At 44.0% G+C, this 17,908-nt stretch carries 17 protein-coding genes; 11 read left to right on the top strand and 6 right to left on the bottom strand.

What is annotated here, in order from left to right; all coding sequences use genetic code 11:
- Positions 1–2: 2 nt before the first annotated feature.
- Genes AUJ82_06275 through AUJ82_06260 form a run of 4 tightly spaced genes read right to left on the bottom strand, consistent with a single transcriptional unit; the run spans position 3 to position 2,925 of the window.
- Entirely contained in the window at positions 3–1,574 is a 1,572-nt protein-coding gene (locus AUJ82_06275; GenBank protein OIO59371.1) for a flagellar M-ring protein FliF, read from the bottom strand.
- A gap of 13 nt (positions 1,575–1,587) precedes the next feature.
- A complete protein-coding gene (locus tag AUJ82_06270) occupies positions 1,588–2,091 on the bottom strand; it encodes a hypothetical protein (GenBank protein OIO59370.1) in 504 nt (167 codons plus the stop codon).
- A gap of 21 nt (positions 2,092–2,112) precedes the next feature.
- Positions 2,113–2,526 carry a flagellar basal body rod protein FlgC gene (locus AUJ82_06265; protein ID OIO59369.1) on the bottom strand — a complete coding sequence of 138 codons (414 nt, stop codon included), beginning with the start codon at positions 2,524–2,526 and terminating at the stop codon, positions 2,113–2,115.
- 15 nt (positions 2,527–2,541) lie between these two features.
- Positions 2,542–2,925 (bottom strand): hypothetical protein, encoded by a 384-nt coding sequence (locus tag AUJ82_06260; protein ID OIO59368.1) that lies wholly within the window; start codon positions 2,923–2,925, stop codon positions 2,542–2,544.
- A 158-nt stretch (positions 2,926–3,083) separates the two neighbouring features.
- Here AUJ82_06260 and AUJ82_06255 point away from each other — a divergent pair, with 158 nt between their 5' ends.
- From AUJ82_06255 to AUJ82_06205, 11 genes are all read left to right on the top strand, one after another.
- A complete protein-coding gene (locus AUJ82_06255; GenBank protein OIO59367.1) occupies positions 3,084–5,318 on the top strand; it encodes a hypothetical protein in 2,235 nt (744 codons plus the stop codon).
- A 182-nt stretch (positions 5,319–5,500) separates the two neighbouring features.
- Positions 5,501–5,992, top strand: coding sequence for an NAD(P)H-dependent oxidoreductase subunit E (locus AUJ82_06250; protein OIO59366.1), 492 nt, complete (start codon positions 5,501–5,503; stop codon positions 5,990–5,992).
- Positions 5,993–6,000: 8 nt separating this feature from the next.
- A complete protein-coding gene (locus AUJ82_06245; protein OIO59365.1) occupies positions 6,001–7,347 on the top strand; it encodes an NADH-quinone oxidoreductase subunit F in 1,347 nt (448 codons plus the stop codon).
- A 13-nt stretch (positions 7,348–7,360) separates the two neighbouring features.
- Positions 7,361–9,049, top strand: a complete 1,689-nt coding sequence (locus AUJ82_06240) for a ferredoxin (protein OIO59364.1) — start codon at positions 7,361–7,363, stop codon at positions 9,047–9,049.
- A gap of 6 nt (positions 9,050–9,055) precedes the next feature.
- Complete coding sequence (locus tag AUJ82_06235) at positions 9,056–10,141, top strand: hydroxyacid dehydrogenase (protein ID OIO59363.1); 1,086 nt, start codon at positions 9,056–9,058, stop codon at positions 10,139–10,141.
- Between the two features lie 24 nt (positions 10,142–10,165).
- A complete protein-coding gene (locus AUJ82_06230; GenBank protein OIO59362.1) occupies positions 10,166–10,708 on the top strand; it encodes an NADH dehydrogenase in 543 nt (180 codons plus the stop codon).
- 59 nt (positions 10,709–10,767) lie between these two features.
- Positions 10,768–11,301: a hypothetical protein gene (locus AUJ82_06225; protein OIO59425.1), complete on the top strand. Its 534-nt coding sequence runs from the start codon at positions 10,768–10,770 to the stop codon at positions 11,299–11,301.
- Positions 11,291–11,596, top strand: a complete 306-nt coding sequence (locus AUJ82_06220; GenBank protein OIO59361.1) for an NADH-quinone oxidoreductase subunit K — start codon at positions 11,291–11,293, stop codon at positions 11,594–11,596. Before AUJ82_06225 ends, AUJ82_06220 begins: the two co-directional genes overlap by 11 nt.
- 15 nt (positions 11,597–11,611) lie before the next feature.
- A complete protein-coding gene (locus tag AUJ82_06215; protein ID OIO59360.1) occupies positions 11,612–13,471 on the top strand; it encodes an NADH-quinone oxidoreductase subunit L in 1,860 nt (619 codons plus the stop codon).
- A 19-nt stretch (positions 13,472–13,490) separates the two neighbouring features.
- Positions 13,491–15,017 (top strand): NADH-quinone oxidoreductase subunit N, encoded by a 1,527-nt coding sequence (locus tag AUJ82_06210; GenBank protein OIO59359.1) that lies wholly within the window; start codon positions 13,491–13,493, stop codon positions 15,015–15,017.
- A 2-nt stretch (positions 15,018–15,019) separates the two neighbouring features.
- Positions 15,020–16,543, top strand: coding sequence for an NADH-quinone oxidoreductase subunit N (locus AUJ82_06205; GenBank protein OIO59358.1), 1,524 nt, complete (start codon positions 15,020–15,022; stop codon positions 16,541–16,543).
- Here AUJ82_06205 and AUJ82_06200 read toward each other — a convergent pair.
- A complete protein-coding gene (locus AUJ82_06200) occupies positions 16,521–17,015 on the bottom strand; it encodes a hypothetical protein (GenBank protein ID OIO59357.1) in 495 nt (164 codons plus the stop codon). The genes AUJ82_06205 and AUJ82_06200 overlap by 23 nt on opposite strands.
- Positions 17,016–17,031: 16 nt before the next feature.
- Complete coding sequence (locus AUJ82_06195; protein ID OIO59356.1) at positions 17,032–17,835, bottom strand: thymidylate synthase; 804 nt, start codon at positions 17,833–17,835, stop codon at positions 17,032–17,034.
- Positions 17,836–17,908 lie beyond the last annotated feature (73 nt).

Below are 17,908 nucleotides of genomic sequence, written 5' to 3'. Positions count from 1 at the left end.
AACTACTTGGTTTGAGTTGAGGTTATCCAGTTTTGCAACGCGGCGCTGACGTTTTGAGGTTTTTCCTGAATCAAGTCATTGATGAGATCCGCGGTAGGGCGCATGTTACTATCCTTTGATTTGGCGATCGTATTTTCTGTTCTACGCCTTTCATCCATTAATTCCAAAGTAGACATTTGAGGCTTATGCTTCTTGAGCATTCTTAAAAAGACAACAAACATGAGAATAGCAATCCCGATTGCGCCATACCCGCGTAAGAATTCAGCCCAACGCCTAACCGGCTCAGGTATGCCCATTGGGTCCGGGCCCTTAAGAACCTCCGAACGAACAAAAGGCATCTCTTGAATGGTCACATTTTTAGCATTTTCTGCTGTTATACCAAGCGTGTTGATGACGATTTGGCGCATCGCTTCGATTTCCTCAGCGGTCCTAGGCTTAGGATTGAACCCACCTGTTTTGCCGCCGATCTCTTCCCGCATGGCCACAAAGACTGAAGCAGAAAGGTGACTAATGCTGCCGGGAACCTTTACTGTTTCATAAATTGATTTATTAATCTCGTAAGCCGTTGTTTTATTTTTACGAACGGATTGAGAAGAGTTAACAGGCTCGGTTGAAGATGCCGTATTCTCTCCCGCGAGTGTTGCGGTGGCGCCGGCGATTACATTAGTTTGAGTTTCACTGCTCGTGGACGTATCTTCAGTCGTCGAAAGGGTTCTGGCGACTTGGCCCTCGGGGTCAAATTTTTCCTCTGTAATCTTTGTGGCATCTGAATTCAATGAAACAGATACCTTTGCGACAACGCCGCCCGGGCCGACAACCTTTGTTAGCATAGTCTCAACCTTTTTAGAAAAATAGTCTTCCAACGTTTTACGATAGCGCAGTTGGCCGGTGACAACACTTAGACTGCCATCATTTTTAAGCTGTTCGGAAAGGACGTTACCATTGTTGTCGACCACAGCGACATTATTGACATCAAGACCCTCAACTGAGTTTGCGACTAAGAAACGAATCGAGTTTACTGATTCTTCCGGTAATAAGTAGCCCCCTGTTTCCACGAAAACGGAAGCCGTGGCTCTTGTGTTTGCCTGCTCCGCAAGTAATTTGTTTTCCGGAACGGTGACCATGACTCTTGCCGAACGGATTCCCCTTAACTGAGAAATAGTACGACCGAGCTCGCCCTGTATCGCTCGTAAATAATTAGTACGTTGAATGAAGTCACTGATGCCAAAATTAGGTTTATCAAAAATTTCGTAACCCACGCTTCCCCCGCTAGGGACACCCTTGACGGCGAGATCCATTCTGAGTTTATAAATCTGATCCGAAGGGACAAAAATAGAACTACCACCGGCGCCAATTTTATACTTAATACTCTTTTCCTCGATTGTTTTGACAACCTCGGCCATATCTGTGTTATCCAACTTTCCGTACAGGAGCTGCATTTGCTGCTTTCCTGACCAGATGACCATGCCCGCTATACCCACGAAGACGATACCAACGGCAAGAAAGATGGACAGCTTTTGCCCCAGGGTAAAATCTTTCCAGACCGATTGGAGTTGTATTAAATAAGTTTTCATAGTTCGTTAAAAATTAAACTTGGACCCGTAAGAGCTCCTGATAGGCTTCGATCACTTTGTTTCGAATATTCAGCATTAAATCCCAGGCAACACCGGCTTCCTCGGAAAGTATTTTGGCCTGCACGATATTATCCGTTTTGCCCATCATGACATTTCGATTGGCAATTGTGGAATCGAATGATTTTTGGTTAACCTCATTTACAAAACCAGACATCACATTACTAAACGTAGGAGCATTCCCTGAACCCCCGAAAGAGATAGGAGCGGCCTTGTTTTCGAATGCTATATTCTTGGTATCATTTACCCCCTTAAGCGAGTTATCGATGGCGCTTCTGAGGTCACTGGCAAATTGGTTACCCATGCCATTAATGTCTTTTTCTCCCGAGAAAAGGTCATTACCGAAGTTAATGCCCCCGCCGTTATTTCCAGCTCCCCCAATACCGGACTTGGAAAGATTTTCTTGTATTTTTGAGGTATTTAGACCTGATGCTAAGCTCTGTAGTGATCCTACGTCCATTGTGTTATCCTTTCTCGCCTATTATTTGCCCATACGTAGCGTTAAACGTGCCATTTCCCGTGATGTTTTCGCAACCACAAGATTCGCTTCGTAGTTTCTGTTAAATTCGATCAAATTGACCATTTCCTGTGATAAATTGACATTAGGCATTTCAAGCATGCCATTTTCATCCGCATGAGGGTGGTTTGGGTTATAGATTTTGTTACCAGGTGTTTTATCCTCTGTGACCTCACCCACTTGGACACCATTTTTGATAGAGCCATCAGCTGTTGACATGAGTAAAGATTCGAAGGAGACCTCCTTGGCCCGATAAACCTTGCCATCAGGACCCCTCGTGGTGAATTGGTTGGCAATATTCTCCGCTGTGATATTCATGCCATATTTAGAGGCCTGGAGCGCGCTAGCGGTTACATCAATTGAGGGTATTAAATCCATGGCTAAAATATGTGGTTATAGTGATTTTCCTGAAATGGCTTCTCTGAGTTGTTTGTAGGAGCTGCTTAAATAAAGCGTGGAATATTCGTGTTGAAGAAGAGTTTTATTCAAATTGAGCAACTCTGTTTCAACCGATACGGTATTGCCATCCTCCCGAAGCGCCTGGGCATCCGGGTCTACCTCAGTCATGGGGCGCAGCATACTCGCCTCTTTCACCTTGCCCTGGGATATTAGAGAATTAAGCTCTGTTTCAAACGAATTATTGACCTGTATACGCTTGTAGCCCGGTGTGAGAGAGTTTGCGATATTACTAGCAATCGCCTGATTTTCCTCTAATGCCTTATACATACCGCCCTTAGCCAGTATATAATTCTCAGTTAGAAATAGACCATCGATCATACCCAACGTAAAGCAACTATTGTGCCAATGTAGGGAAGCAGGGGGTAAGGGAGTGACGAGAGGGTTTTATTGTTAGTGTTTATTTGTTAATAATTAGGTTACATTTATTGACTTATTAATGTTTATGTATTATATTTGACTTAATTAATTAAGTAAATATGTTTAGTTCGGTAGGTAGTAAAGATGAAGATTCTGGTGTTAGACGTTTTGGAAAAGACACTAAAGAAACGGGTAAGTTGAAGGACAAAGTCGTTGAAAAGGGGAACAAGGAAAAGAAATCGATTGGTTTTTTAAAATATGGTGAGTATTTGTTTAAAAGCAAACTGTTGCCCAGTTGGACAGTTGTTACGGTTGAGAAAAATGACGATTCGAAGCGGTATTTGGCTGCCTTAAGCGTTAAACCTCACGAAATGAATATTAACAACATTTTAGTCCACCTACGTGATGCGGACCCGGCTGCGATCAAAGATTTTGTGGGGCTGAACCGTTTACATGCGCTTTCCATTATGACCAATATTGAGATTTTGGAAAAAAACGGCTTAATCTCACTATTAGACCATAATGGTAAGATTTTACCTGAATTAAAAGAAATAAAAGAGAATCTCTCGAAGATTAAGAATAATCTAAAAGAAAAGTATGCGGGGCTTGAAAACTTAGGCTATGAAGATAGCGGTGTGAAGAAAAACCTCAGTAATGCTTTTGATAAAATCATAGCCCCTTTTATTTCCGAAAAGGAAGATATTGATGACGGTTTTCAAGTTATCAATGTTGAGGGTATTGATGTGATTGAAAAAGGTGTGAATCGTAAAGTAGAGGAAAAACTGGATGAAAAAGGTGTGAATCGTAAAGTAGAGGAAAAACTGGAGTTGAATAGCAAAGAAAATAAAAAGGATATGGAGGAACGCGTATCCGAATTATTTTCAGAGAAAGAACTCAAAAAGGGTGATCTAGGGGTTGATGAGAGGCTTTGGAAGGACATTGATCGAGCCGTATATACCTTTTATGACCAGCCGATGGATAAGGTGGATGACAAGAGCAATCCTATTGTCTTAGATTGGGTTACGGAGCGAGTAAATGATAAGGAGCTCGACCAGGAAGAGTGGCAAACGAATTCGGTTAAGGCGTTTAAGAGTTATTTCGATGATGATGGCGTGAGCCTTGAGATGTCTAAATTGGTGCATCAGCAATTGCCGATTGCACTAAAAAAATCGATCGAGAGTAATAAGGAACTGTATGAGAATGGTGATGCAACTGGTTGTTTTACTATTTCGCCAGAGAGTGGAAAACGAGAGTTTATCTTTACTAACTCACGTGGGGGGCAGGGATTGGATTATACGACTAATTACTCTATTTATAACGAAGGTAAGGGTGTTTACACCGTTAAAGCGGTGACTACCTATAAGCATTTAAATTCCGGGCAAGATCTCGGTGACAAGATGCTAGAATTAGACCCACGTGAGAGCTACGCTACGCAAACGACTATTTTTAAAGTCACGGCTACTAAAGAGGAAAAGAAAGCGGTATCTTTGAAATGCGAAAATCTGGCCAACACCCTTGATTATAAACTCGTTGTTCAGCCTAAGATTGTTAAAAAGACGGATAACCGTGATTACGTCTATAAGCCTGGTACTAGTGTAGAGGAAACATGGAAACTGAATAGCAAAAACCATAAAAAAGATATAAAAGCGTCCCTCGAGGAACAAATAGAAAGGGCAGGTGAGGAAGCTGGAGAGATTGTAAATGGGGTGAGTGATCAGCTTATTAGCGATCTACCCCGTGCAACCTATACTTTTTATGATGTTTCTAAAAATGAATCCGAGGAGGGCAAAAAACCTATACTGACCCTAAATCTTAACCAATATAAAAAAGATAACCCGAAGTTAGTTGAAGAAAAGGAATCGAAAGATATTGATAAAGAGTGGACTGCGAATGCAATAGAAGACTTTAAGGGGCAATTTAAAGACGAGGAGGTAGCTTATCATATGTCTACAATGCTTTATCAAGTTATGGGGACATCGATGAATGAACTAGTTGGCATGGATAAAGGAATCGCTTCTAACGGGACTCATACCTTAGTATCTCCCATAACTGGCAAGCGAGAATTGAACCCGTACAGGCAAACGGCTACAGAGGTAACCAATTATGAGATCTATAAAGAATCTGATATGGTTTACCGTATTGTTTCTGACTGGAGATGCAACGAATTGAAAACGGCGAAAGATATAAATGTTGAAGATGTTAGTTTGGTTCCTGCGCAAAGTTATGTTATGCAAAGAACTGAATTCCTAGTGACGTTTACCCAGGATGATAATGGTAAGTTGAGCTACTCGCTTGAAAACTTAGATAACACCTTTGAATACAAACTGGTTCTTGCTAACGAGAACAAGAAGTAATCTACAATTTTGTTGAAAAAAGGCTTTGGGAGGTGTTGTGATCTTCGCGCGGCGCAAAATAGTTTTTTTGTAACCGTTTGGGAGAAAGTGAGGTGGCTTTCTGCGGGAGGCATTTGGTAAATTAAGGATTGAAATCAAGCGTGCTGGTGATTAGCGTTAGTAAATCATTCAAAGCATTATAGATGGATTTAAAACCGGCAACATTGCAGGAAATAGAAAGACTAATACCGATTTATCCCCAAAAGCGTAGCGCATTGTTACCACTACTGCACTGCGTCCTGGAAGACCAGGGGTATATTTCGGATGAAGCCATGGAGTGGGTTGCTCAAAAACTTGATTTGCAACCAATTAACGTGCTTGAGTGCGTTACTTTTTACCCGATGTTTCGTCGTAAACCCGCTGGTAAAAAACACGTTAAAGTATGCCGTACGCTTTCTTGCGCTTTGCGAGGCAGTTACGCTGTCTGCAAAACCTTGCGAGAAGAGTTACGCTGTGAGCTGGGCGGTACCTCTGATGACGGTAACTACACCGTAGAGTTTGTAGAATGTATTGCGAGCTGTGGTACTGCTCCCGTGGTTCAGGTGAATGAGGTATTGCACGAAAATGTGACTCCGGATAAGGCAAAAGATTTCGCGGCAGAGGTTCGTGGCGAGCTAGAGAATTCCAACGCATAATATATTATATGGCACTCTCTGAAACACGCATGATTTTAAAACACGCCGGCCAACCTGGCTATGGTGTTGATATTGATAGTTATCTTGCCCATGGGGGTTATGATGTGCTTAAAAAAGCGCTTAAGGCTAAGCCGGAAGAATTGGTGCAGGAGATAAAGGACTCTGAGATTCGAGGCCGTGGGGGAGCAGGTTTCCCTGCCGGAGTAAAGTGGGGCTTTATTGACCGTAAATCCGGTAAGGACGTTTATTTAATTTGTAATGCGGATGAATCTGAGCCTGGTACGTTTAAAGACAGGCAGATTATGTACAAAGACCCTCATCAATTGATTGAGGGGATGATGATTACTGCCTATGCTATACAGGCTAAAATGGCATTTATTTACATACGTGGAGAAATGTATGAAGGGGCAAGAATCCTTAAAAAAGCGATTGAAGAAGCTAAAGCAAAAGGATTTGTCGGAAACAATGTAGGTGGCTCCGGATATTCTTGTGATATTATTGTACACAGAGGCGCTGGCGCTTATATATGCGGTGAAGAGACCGGATTGATCGAATCCCTTGAAGGGAAACGCGGGTATCCTAGAATTAAACCCCCATACTTTCCAGCTGTCCTAGGCCTTTACCAGTGCCCTACGATCGTTAACAACGTAGAAACCTTGTGCCATGTGAAGCATGCCATTGATATGGGCGGCAAGGAGTTTGCCAAGATAGGCACACCCGGTAACACCGGTACGCGTATTTGGTGCGTGAGTGGCTTGGTGCAAAAGCCCGGTTATTATGAGTTTCCTTGTGGTGGCGTTACTTTAGGTGAACTGATTTTTGATATCTGTGGCGGTCTTTTCCCCGGTAGAACTCTGAAAGCAGTTATCCCGGGAGGCACATCTGCTAAAGTGTTGCGCGCGGATGAACGCTATAAAGGTAAGCTTAGAGACGGATCTGAGTTTGACTGGTCAATACGGGATATTCCGATGGATTTTGACAGCTTGACCGCCGTAGGCTCTATGTCTGGTTCCGGTGCTGTGATTGTGATGGACGATACCGTTGATATGGTAGAAGCCCTGGCGAATATTAACGCTTTTTATAGCCATGAGACCTGTGGGCAATGCACGCCCTGTCGCGAAGGTTGTCTATGGATGCATAAAATCACGAAAAGAATGTCTGAAGGGGGTGCTCGAGAAGAAGATGCTAACTTATTGCATTCGATATCATTACAAATTTCCGGACGCACGATATGCGCGCATGGTGAAGCGGCTGCGTGGCCTACAGAAAGTTTTGTAGCTAAATTTAGAGACGAGTTTTTAGCTAAAGCGGCTGACAAAGCCAAGAAACAAAACAGCGAATTTTCATTAATTTAAAGGGAATTTTATAATGGAGCAGGCAAAGCCGAAAGAAAAAGTGAAGATAAATGTTGATGGCGTAGAGGTCGAAGTACCTGCGGGCATCAATGCTATCGAGGCTGCCAAGTACGCCAAGAAGGAGATACCGAACTATTGCTATCATTCTAAGCTAAGTATTGCGGGTAATTGCCGTATATGCTTGATTGAGATCGGGATGCCAATGCGCGATCGAGCAACCGGAGAAGCTATTTTGGATGATAACGGTAAACCAAAGATAGGCTGGATGCCACGCCCGGCGATAGGCTGTGGTACGACCGTTTCCCCTGGTTTGCATATTAAAACGGATTCCACGTTAGCGAAAGATTGCCAAAACGGAGTGACGGAGTTCTTGCTTGTTAATCACCCGTTGGATTGCCCGGTTTGTGATCAAGCAGGGGAGTGCCGTTTACAAGAATTTTCCGCGGATTATGGCCGTGGGGAAAGTCGTTTTGTTGAAAATAAAGTGGTTAAACCCAAAAAAGTCCCTGTGGGGCCACGCGTCATGCTTGATGACGAGCGATGCATTCTGTGTTCCCGCTGTATACGCTTTTGCAAAGAAATCATTCACGAGGATGTTCTAGGATTTACCCAACGCGGTTCTTATACGACATTGACCTGTTTCCCCGGCAAAGAATTATCAAGTAATTATTCATTAAATACCGTGGATATCTGCCCCGTTGGCGCGCTCACGAGTACTGATTTTCGATTTAAGATGCGTACCTGGTTTCTAAAACAAACCAAAAGCATTTGCCCTGAAAGCAGTGTCGGCGTAAATACCACAGTGTTTTCAAGAGAAGGCAAGATCTACCGAATTACCCCACGCCAGAATGATGAGGTAAATGATACCTGGATGTCTGACAGCGGGCGTATGCTGTACAAGCTTGTGGAAGCAGAAGACCGGATGTTTAATTACAGAATTGATGGCCATAAGGTATCTCGAGACGAAGCTTGTAGCCGCATTAATGAGTTGATGCCCATGGGCGACACGGCCTATGTTATATCAGGGCATATGTCGGTTGAAGAGCAGTTTATGCTCAAGAAATTTACCGCCCTGTATCCAGGAAATGTTGATGCCATCAGCCATGTGGGAGAAGGGGATGAACTGCTAATATCGTCAGACAGGACACCTAATATGCGTGGAGCTTTTGTGACGCGCTTATTGCAGCAAGATCCCGTAACTGACCTATCTCATTTAGCGCAACAGTTAGATGACAAAAGGATTACAAACATCATTGTGTTTAACGAAGACCTGACTCTGTACGGGATAACGCAAGCGCAGTTAAAGAAAGTTAATTTAATCTATTTTGGCACGCATAAGAACCCAACGAGCGAAGTGGCTAAAGTGTCTTTACCCACTGCTATGGTGTTTGAGAAATCAGGAACCTTTGTTAACCAGCAGTTCCGTTTACAAAAATTTCACCAAGCCATACCGGCGCCAAAAGGCATTACCTCCGGAGACCATCTTCTGTGCTTGATACTTTTTAACAGCCCTGAGCTGCACCCGTATTCCGTTGGCAGTATTTGGAAAGATATGGTGCAGTCTATACCTGAGTTTAAATCCTTAGCCTTTGAAGTGATACCGGACGAGGGTTATTTGCTGGATGCGGATGCCTTCCAAAACTTTTCCTTCGTTGAAGGCAAAACCCTGCATTATGAACCCCTTGTGACTACGAATACCTAAAACGTTATGGATATAGTGCTTAAAGTGATATATGCGCTTCTTGTGATCATTGTGGTGATGACGTTTTCGGCGTACGCTGTTTTGGCTGAGAGAAAAGTAGCCAGCTGGATACAAGGCCGTGTGGGGCCAAATCGTACAGCATTGCCCTTTATCAGCGCCCTTCCCGTGGTTGGAAAAATGCTGACACGAATGGGCATTTGGCAGCCCATTGCAGATGGCTTGAAATTCTTATTCAAAGAAGAGCCCATTCCTGGCCACGTTAATAAATTTTACTACACCCTGGCCCCCGTAATTGCCTTTGTGCCCGCCATGTTGACGATGGTTGTCGTGCCCTTTGGCGTGCGTTGGAACGAGGCAGGGGATGCCATTCCTCTGGTTTTAGCCAATTTAGACATAGGTATTTTATTCATTTTGGCGATTACATCGCTTTCTGTATACAGCGTTGTATTGGCAGGATGGTCCGCGAACAGTAAGTATCCCTTTTTCGGTGGCATACGTTCTTCGGCACAGATGATATCGTATGAGTTATCGATGTCCGCCTCTATTTTACCGGTGTTGATCTGGGTAAACGGGCCAAATATACAAGGCGGTTTGTCCCTATTTAGTATAGTACAATCGCAAGAAGTCTTATGGCTTGTGTTATGGCAACCCGTATCCGCGTTAATATTTTTAACAGCCCTGTTTGCGGAGACAAATCGCCAGCCATTTGATATGCCGGAATCGGAGACAGAGCTTGTTGGCGGTTTTCATACCGAGTATGGCGCATTTAAATTCGGGCTATTCTTTGTGGCAGAGTATGTGAACCTGATCATTGGATCAGCGGTGTTTGTCATACTGTTCTTTGGTGGCTGGAATTTCTTGCCCGGTATCCCAGCGCCATGGCCGCATACGGCTTTCGGTTCTGTCCTTAGCGTGTTATGGTTCTTATTTAAAGTATTTTCGATTGTATTTATCTTTATGTGGGTGAGATGGACACTGCCTCGCTTCCGTTATGACCAAGTCATGAACCTCGGCTGGAAAATATTGTTGCCGCTTAGCTTTGCAAACCTCTTGTTTTATATATTATTTATTGCATTCATCGATATGATGTAGGATTTAACAAAGGTATTTATTGATATGGATATTAAAGTAGTAGAAAGAAAACCCCTAACGTGGCTGGAAAGGACATACATCCCTCAAATTATGGGGGGATTAGTCGTCACGCTCAGGAATCTTTTTCGTCCCACCGTCACTTTACAGTATCCGGAAGAGCGGCCCATATTACCGGATCGATATCGCGGGGTGCCCACGTTGGTGAAAGACCCCAATGGGCGGGAAAAGTGTGTATCCTGCCAATTATGTGAATTTGTATGCCCGCCTAAAGCCATCCGCATAATACCGGGAGAAATTTCCGCTGACAGCAAAAACAGCCATGTAGAAAAGGCTCCTCAAGAGTTTGATATCAATATGCTGCGCTGTATCTACTGTGGTCTATGCGAAGAAGTTTGCCCGGAAGAAGCTATATTTTTACAGGATGTGTATTCTGTGTCCGGAACATCACGAGAAGAGTTAATTTTTCACAAAGACAAATTGTATGAGCTTGGCGGGACGTATCCTGATAAGCATTACAAATGGGATAAAAAGAAAAAGGCTGCTGAAGCCAATAAAGATGCTCATTAATTATGACTGATTTCTTATTTTACGTATTTGCGGCAACAATCCTCCTAGGCGCTTTAGGTGTGGTCGTGAGCCGTAATCCTGTCAATTCCGCTATATTGATGATTGCGACCCTTCTTGCGCAAGCCGCCATGTTTGTCCTCCTGCAGGCCTATTTTATAGCAGTGGTGCAAGTGATCATTTATGCTGGTGCGGTGATGGTGCTGTTTATATTCATTATCATGTTACTGAATATAGATAAAGTATCCCGTAAGCCCATTTCCCGCCAAACGGCCTTCGTGGCGATGTTATGCTTCCTGGCTTTGATGATTGGGGTGGTATACATTTCTTATGGAGAGAATAGTATCCCTTCTCCCGCGTTGGTAGACCTGGCCACTCAGCCCGATTTTTTAGAAAATAACCCCTTGCCCTTTGCCGCAAAAGTACAAGTGTTTGGCTATGGCCTGTTTACAAAGTATGTTTTGCCCTTCGAAGTGGCCGGTTTTATTCTGCTCATCGCCATGATCGGTGTGGTTGTTATTAGCAAACGTTATCACAGGGAGGAACCTCAAGAGCTCGAACAAGAGGAGAGAAAGGTGCACTATTATGACAATTGATCTAAATGCTTTTTTATGTGTCGCGGGTACCTTATTTGCGATCGGCTTCTTTGGAGTCTTATTAAGACGTAACACCCTTATTATTTACATGAGCCTGGAACTTATGCTCAGTGCCGTGAACCTGGCTCTAGTAGCGTTTTCTCGATATAATAACACTATGGACGGTAATCTATTTGTGTTTTTTATTATAACATTCGCGGCAGCCGAAGTCGCTGTGGGACTGGCGATTATCGTTGCTTTATATAGGAAACGCCAATCGATCATGGTCGAAGATATGGATGCGTTAAAATTATAGAAAATAAGAATTACAATGACTGCTTTCAAAGATAATTTCCCCTTAATTTGCACACTGATACTGATTACGCCCCTGTTGTCTGCTCTATTGATCGCGCGGTTTTTCAGGCGCAAGCACAACATAGCCACATTTATATCAGTGGCCGCGGCTTTCACCCTCATGGTATTTTCTCTCTGGGTGCTCTTTAAATGGCAGGGAGACCCCTTCCATACCAGCTTGCCCTGGCTTGTCCTTGGCGACTTTACGTTGTCAATCGGTTATTACTTTGATCACCAAACAGCATTAATGTTGGCCGTGGTCACAGTAATCGGCTTTCTTATACACGTGTTTAGTATAGGTTATATGGATGATGATGATTCCCGAGCCCGCTTTTTTGCCGGTTTATCCATCTTCATGTTCTCGATGCTTGGGATTGTCCTTGCGGACAACCTGTTCATGCTTTTTATATTCTGGGAATTAGTGGGCTTTTCTTCCTATGCCCTGATTGCCCATTACGCGGGTCTGGATTACGCCGCTATGGCCTCAAAGAAAGCCTTTATTGTAAACCGCGTAGGAGACTTCGCCTTTCTAGCTGGTATTATCGCATGTTACTGGAACTTCGGCACCGTTGATATATTGACCTTAAGCACAATAGTGCATGCGGATCCCCAGTTGATATCGACCACGATCGGCCTGTTATTGATTTGTGGATTTATCGGCAAAAGTGCTCAATTCCCCTTGCATGTGTGGTTGCCGGACGCGATGGCAGGCCCGACACCAGTTTCCGCATTGATCCACGCCGCTACCATGGTCGCTGCCGGCATCTACATGGTCGCTCGAATTATCTTCCTGCTACCCGTAGAAGTATTAAACGTGATTGCTTGCTTGGGAGCTGCTATGACTGTTTTTGCAGGCCTTTGCGCTCTCGGCCAAAGTGATATTAAGAAAATACTAGCCTATTCCACGTTATCTCAACTTGGTTATATGGCAACAGCTTTAGGCATGGGGTACGCGGGCTTAGCCCTCTTCCATCTAGCGACACATGCTTGTTTTAAGGCACTTCTCTTCCTTGCCGCCGGTTCTATCATACACGCATTGCACCACGAACAAGATATCTTTAAGATGGGCGGCCTTTTAAAGCGCATGCCCGTAACCTCGCTCACCTTTATGGCCGGCTTGATAGCCCTTTGCGGTGTTAACTTTACCTCCGGCTTTTTCAGTAAAGATGCCATCATAGAAGCAGCATACTTGAGTAATAAGGGCATATTCGTAGCCATTTACTTTGCGGCATTTCTGACCGCTTGTTATATGGGCAGATTGCTCTGGATCACCTTCTTCGGGCATACCAAATCCAAATCTGCCGAAATCGCCAAGGAAAGTTCCCTGGTGATGACAGTCCCCTTAATCATCTTAGCTATTTTTGCTTTAGTAGCGGGCTATACCACTTTGTGGCCCAATACCTGGAGCCCTGCCTTTTTACCCGAATATAAAGCGATTTCAAACGCTATTCATGAAGCCGGAGCCTCTACCATGCTCTTGATCATGACAACCAGCGCCTGGATGCTTGGTTTGGTTTTGACTTATTTATACTACAAACCAGGTACGGTAAAGGATCCGCTGGAATCCCAAGTGAGGCCGCTGTTCAGGGTTTTTCAAAAGAAGTTTTATTTTGACGAAGTATATAACTTCTTTGTAGCAAAAGTGCAGCAGCGATTTGCGGACGCGCTTGCATTTTTGGATCTCGTGCTTATCTCAGGATTATTTGTACGCGGGGCAGCCGGCTTTACCGGCCTCGTGGGCATTTTTACTAAAACACTGCACACCGGTAACCTGCACGGCTATGTGTATTGGTTTTTGTTTGGCATTTTAATCTATTTATTTTTCGCAATCTACTAATCTGTAGAGCTTTTATGTTATGAATCCATTTAACCCACTTTTCTTACAAGCCTCTATATTTGTACCGTTGATAGCGGCATTTGTGCTCATCATTAGAAAGCCTGAGAACGAAAATTTTGTGCGCTCTGTTGCTTTGCTCGGGTTCATTGTCCCTGCGCTATGCTCTGTGTGGTTATTTTTTGAATACAATGTAGCGGCCATTACTCACGGAGGCTACGCCTTTTACTCAAATATTGATACCGGGCTAAACGGTTTAGGGATTAGCCTCAAGCTCGGCTTAAACGGCATTTCCGCGCCCTTGTACTTGCTAGCGGGTATTGTGGGGTTGGCAGCGGGTTATCATGCTATTATTACAAAAGTAGAAAACATTTCCCGCTACCTTGTTCTATTGCTCTTGATGCAAGCGGGCTTGATGGGAGTTTTCGCATCCATTGATATCTTTTTCTTCTTCTTCTTCCATGAATTTGCGCTCGTACCTACCTTTATTATGATTGGTGTATGGGGCGGAAAAGGCCGCAGAACCGCGGCTATGGAAATGACGGTTTACTTGACCTTAGGCGCTCTCATTACACTCGTTGGCTTGATTGCCCTTTATGTTTCCTGTGGCATCGGTTCGTTTGACCTGATCTCCCTAAAACAGTTTCTTGCCAAGTACCCATTATTGGTCACCGTTGAAAACAATATATTCCCCATATTACTCATCGGCTTTGGTATACTCGTCTCCCTTTTCCCCTTCCATAGTTGGGCGCCAAGAGGCTATGCCGCCGCACCTACACCGACAGCTATGATGCATGCCGGTGTTTTGAAAAAGTTTGGCCTATACGGGCTCATTCAGATAGCGGCACCCTTGTTGCCACAAGGAGCAGCTAATTGGAGTTTCTTCCTCGCCATTTTAGCCCTCTGTAACGTATTCATTCTCGGGCTGGTGACAACTTCCCAACGCGACTTAAAGCAGATGATCGGTTATAGCTCGGTGATGCACATGGGCTATTGCTTCCTAGGTATCGTAACCCTTTCCACGATCGGTATCGGCGGTACTATTTTATTGATGTTCGCGCACGGGCTTTCTGTGGCACTATTGTTCTTGATGAGTTCTCTGTTGTATAAACGCACGCAAACCTTTGATATGACGGCTATGGGTGGCTTGTATAAAAAGACACCTATTCTGGCAGCCTTTTTCTTAACAGCTATTATGGCCAATATAGGCCTTCCCGGGTTTGCTAATTTCTGGGGCGAGCTGACAATTTTTATAAGCCTATGGGAATACAGCCATTGGATGACTTTTGTGGCCATTTTTGGTATCGTAATCTCTGCTGTTTATGGCTTGAGAGCAATGGCCTGGATTTTTATGGGCAAACCCAGAGATTCATTCAAAGATCAGTATAATTCCGCGGACATGACAGATATCTCGATTGCGGAACGTGTTCCTGCAGTTCTATTAATTGCGACACTTGTTATTATAGGATTTTGGCCAAGACCGATGTCAGACTTTATAAACGATGAACTGAAAACAACAGTTTACGAAATTAAAAGTATTCAACAATAGATATGGAAATTTTAAGATTAATCGCGGAGTCCAACCAATGGATCTATATTGAACCGGAGATCTTGCTCGGGATATTGGCCCTATTGCTTTTAGGGCTAGAGATGCTTTTACCCCAGCATTTGAAGATGATCATTCCTCGAGTAGCCATAGGGGGTTTGTTAGTCGCATTATTATTTATTTTGATATGCAGTAACGCATTTGTTGAAAAACCGATTTCTAATTTTTCCGGCATGCTCTTACACACGCCCTTAGGGGAAGTGATGCGGGTGTTCTTCCTGTTTGCTTCGGTACTTGTGGGTTATTTAGCCTCTGTCTATTTTATGAAACAGGACTTGCCGCGAACAGAGTTTTACCACCTCTTGGTTGTTGCAACGATCGGTTTGATGCTCTTGGCACAGAGTAACCACTTTATCATGCTGTTTGTTTCCCTGGAACTGGTTTCTGTAGCCTTCTACGTAATGATCAGTTACGCCAGGAGCAGTGTGTTTAGCTTGGAAGCCGGCTTTAAGTACTTGATTCTTAGCGGCGTGAGCACTGCCATCCTGCTCTTCGGTATTGTTTTATTATACGGTGTTGCAGGTAACCCCATGATTGAAGGGCATACGGTAGACGCGCTTAGCTTTACCGAATTAGCCAGCTTTATTGGGCTGAATTCTCATAACTTTATCGTCCAAGTCGCCGTTGTTTTAGTGATTTGTGGTGTTGCCTTTAAAATTGGTGCCTTTCCCTTCCAGATCTGGATACCGGACGTTTACCAAGGTGCGCCAACTCCTGTAATGGCGTTCTTAGCCGTTTCTTCCAAGGCCGGTGGGTTCATTGTTCTGATCAACTTGATTACAGGACCTTTCTGGCCGATGCAATATTTGCTCATTCCCATGCTTTCTGCCATTGCGGGTATAACAATTCTTTTTGGTAACCTGGCAGCTGTCCCGCAAGGAAATGTTAAACGTTTGATCGGTTTATCCGGTATAGCCCATGCAGGATATATGCTAATAGGTGTCATCGCGGCTTTTAAAGTTTCCTGGGCAATCCCGGCGGTAATATTTTATTTATACGCATACTTGTTTGCGTCATTCGCAGTGGCAGGAGTTATGGTACTCGTGTGCGGGCATAACGACGAAGATCAGCGCCTAGAGCATTACGAGAATTTGGCCAAGGCAAACCCGTTTCTAGGCTTTGTTCTTGGGGTAGGATTGGTCTCTCTGGCTGGGATTCCTCCAACAGCCGGTTTTATCGCTAAACTATTTATCTTTATAGCGGCTTATATAGCAGGCCTTTACGTTTTGTTAGGAATAGCCGTCATCGGCGTTGTCATCTCAATTTATTACTATTTCGACTGGATTCGGGAGACGTATTTCTTTGCCTGGAAAGCAAAGGATGATCGTAAAGAAGCTGAAGATGTTTATGCCTTGCCAGCGTCTTCTTGCATACACCGCTTTGTCTTAGGATTACTCGCAACGCTTACGATTGTTATGGGACTATACCAAGGAAGCCTTGGCGCGTTTATTTTTGCGGCTCACATGTAGTTTGTGACGACAGCCTTACATTACGATAGCAGACGATTTTAAACTCCGGTGTGTCTTGTAATGTTTCGCTTGCTGTAAACATAGGTTCATATTCCGGGAAAAAAGTGTCACCCGCTGGGTTGTCTTTAACATGGGTGATGTAGAGTTCGGCGCAGTAGGGAAGGAGCAGTTTGTAGATCTCAGCCCCACCGATTACCCAAATCGGCTTTGTTGCCGTTTCTTTAAGCTTCAAGACATCCTCAACCGTATGAATCACGTGAGCGCCCGGGATCTCTTTGTTTGATCGCGTGAGGACATAGCTTTCTCTGCCCGGTAACGGTTTGCCGAGAGAATCAAAGGTCTTGCGCCCCATGATGAGAATACTGTCCTTCGTAGCCTTTTTAAACCACTTCAAGTCCTCAGGCAATTGCCAAGGAAGTGAATTATTTTGCCCAATGACATTATTTTCCGCAATTGCAACGATGGCCTTCATAGCTAAATTTTTTTAATTAAATTGCTATAGGAGCCTTGATAGAAGGGTATGGATCGTAATCAACGATCTCGAAGTCCGGGAAGTCAAAATCATAAATACTCTTGATGTCCGGGTTTAACTTAAGCTGCGGGAGCGCGCGAGGCTCGCGGGAAAGTTGCTCTTTTGCTTGATCAACATGGTTTGTGTAAAGATGCAAATCGCCAAATGTGTGCACAAACTCCTTTGGACGCATTCCGGTTACCTGTGCCACCATATAGGTCAGAAACGCATAGGATGCTATATTAAACGGCACGCCGAGAAAGATATCAGCACTGCGTTGGTATAGCTGACAGCTAAGCTCGTTGTCCCCCGAAACATAGAACTGAAAAAGCGCGTGGCAAGGGGGAGGGGAGACCTGTATTTGGTCCAGCACACCCGGGTTCCAAGCGCACACAATGTGGCGCCGGCTATGTGGGTTGGCCTTTAGATCATTTATCACACGGTCAATTTGGTTAACCGTTTTACCATCAGGGCGTTGCCAGCGAACCCATTGCTCTCCGTAGATAGGGCCAAGATCTCCATTCTCGTCAGCCCACTCATCCCAAATAGACACTCGATGATCATTTAAATACTTAATATTCGTATCCCCTTTTAAAAACCAAAACAGCTCGTACAGAATAGACCGTATATGGAGTTTCTTAGTCGTCAACAATGGAAATGAATTTGAAATATCGAAACGGGTTTGTGCTCCAAAAACACTATAGGTGCCTACGCCTGTGCGGTCCATACGCTCTTCACCGTTTTCAAGGACATGTTGTAAAAGATCAAGATATTGTTTCATAATAAAGGCTTTGGCTGAGTATGTTTAATTATATAACATTAAATACTGCCAAATTGCCACGAATTGTAAAGCG

Source organism: Verrucomicrobia bacterium CG1_02_43_26, assembly GCA_001872735.1.
Lineage (GTDB): Bacteria > Verrucomicrobiota > Verrucomicrobiia > Opitutales > CG1-02-43-26 > CG1-02-43-26.
The sequence above is the reverse complement of the archived record's forward strand: the minus strand, read 5'-3'. Positions and strand labels throughout refer to the sequence as shown.